This window comes from Moorena sp. SIO3I8 (assembly GCF_010692325.1).
Taxonomy (GTDB): domain Bacteria; phylum Cyanobacteriota; class Cyanobacteriia; order Cyanobacteriales; family Coleofasciculaceae; genus Moorena.
This window is the reverse complement of the sequence record NZ_JAAHHW010000444.1, coordinates 1-1,188: the sequence shown is the minus strand read 5'-3', so window position 1 is coordinate 1,188 and position 1,188 is coordinate 1. Positions and strand designations below refer to the sequence as shown.

Genomic DNA, 1,188 nt, shown 5'->3' with positions numbered 1-1,188 from the left:
CTGAGAGCTGACCACTGACCGCTTTTGGCTTAATGCTTAGCCCCCTATGGTATCAAAACAGCGAGGAATTCGGTTCTGTGGATTGCCATAATAATCCAAAATTTCGTGAGTCCGTAGCACCATAGATTCCATCAGGGCAGTCATGTTCTTTTTCACCACTAATTGGTCTTCTGGTGAAACATAAGCTATGTCTGCTAACAAAACCTCGGTAATATCCTCATGGGCTCCATCGTCATTAATTTTGGCATGGAGCAAGATTGGTTGATAAAAGTCCGAAGGCAAATCTAAATCTTGACACCGCTGTTTGAATAACTGGTGGAACTCCTCACTGTGTTCTTCAAACATTAATAATGCTGCCTTGAAGCTAAGGGGATGCTGCTTCGCAAAAACAGCTAGACTTGAACAAATCGCAAACGTCATTGGTAAGGGCAGCATCCGTTGCAATTGCTGACCAGAAATTCCCACACTCTTCAAGGATTTCTCGATCAGACGGTCATGGTGCAACTCAGACCCAAAGAATTCCCGGAGGAGTTGGCGAATCTTAGGTGATTCATAATTGGCTAAAGACGGAGCTAGCAAACTCGGACACAGATGAGTAACGTGATAGGATTCCAAACTATAACCAATCAACTGCTCTCTAGTAATCGTCTTATCTACCATCTTTACGGTGTAGGGAGACTCAGGAAAACGCATTTTCAGACGGTTTAGGAATCGGTATAACTCCCGGTAGAATTGATGTCCAGTAACACCACCAGATGTCACTGATTTCTCCCGCTCTATTAGCATACCACGGCGGTCTAATTCTATTAGCAAGTCAGGAATTTGTTCTCGAATTCCTGGACACTCCTGACCCAATTCCTCTGGTGACATCCCCCCAAACTGCAACAGCTGGAACAGTTTATAAGTCTCCTCTTGCTTTTCAGGTTCTACTGTAATCGAACAGCCTTGGTTTTGATAACGAATTTCTACCCTGGTATCACTGAATTTTAAACATACTTGATTTTTAAATAGCGGCTGTTTCAATAAAATCTTAGTTAATGTCATAACTTCATTCCTAACTTAATTTAAATTGGGTGATAATTTCCTAGGTTTTAGGGAATCGGGAGTAGGGAGTAGGGAGTCGGGAATCGGGAGTAGGAAAGGTGGGGAGTGGGGAGTAGCGATCGCAAAAATTCCCACACTTCCCCC

The 1,188-nt window shown here is 43.4% G+C and carries 1 protein-coding gene; it reads right to left on the bottom strand.

Annotated elements, in window-relative coordinates; translation table 11 throughout:
* Nucleotides 1–36: 36 nt before the first annotated feature.
* A complete protein-coding gene (locus tag F6K51_RS37760; protein WP_293031420.1) occupies nt 37–1,044 on the bottom strand; it encodes an iron-containing redox enzyme family protein in 1,008 nt (335 codons plus the stop codon).
* Nucleotides 1,045–1,188: the final 144 nt, after the last annotated feature.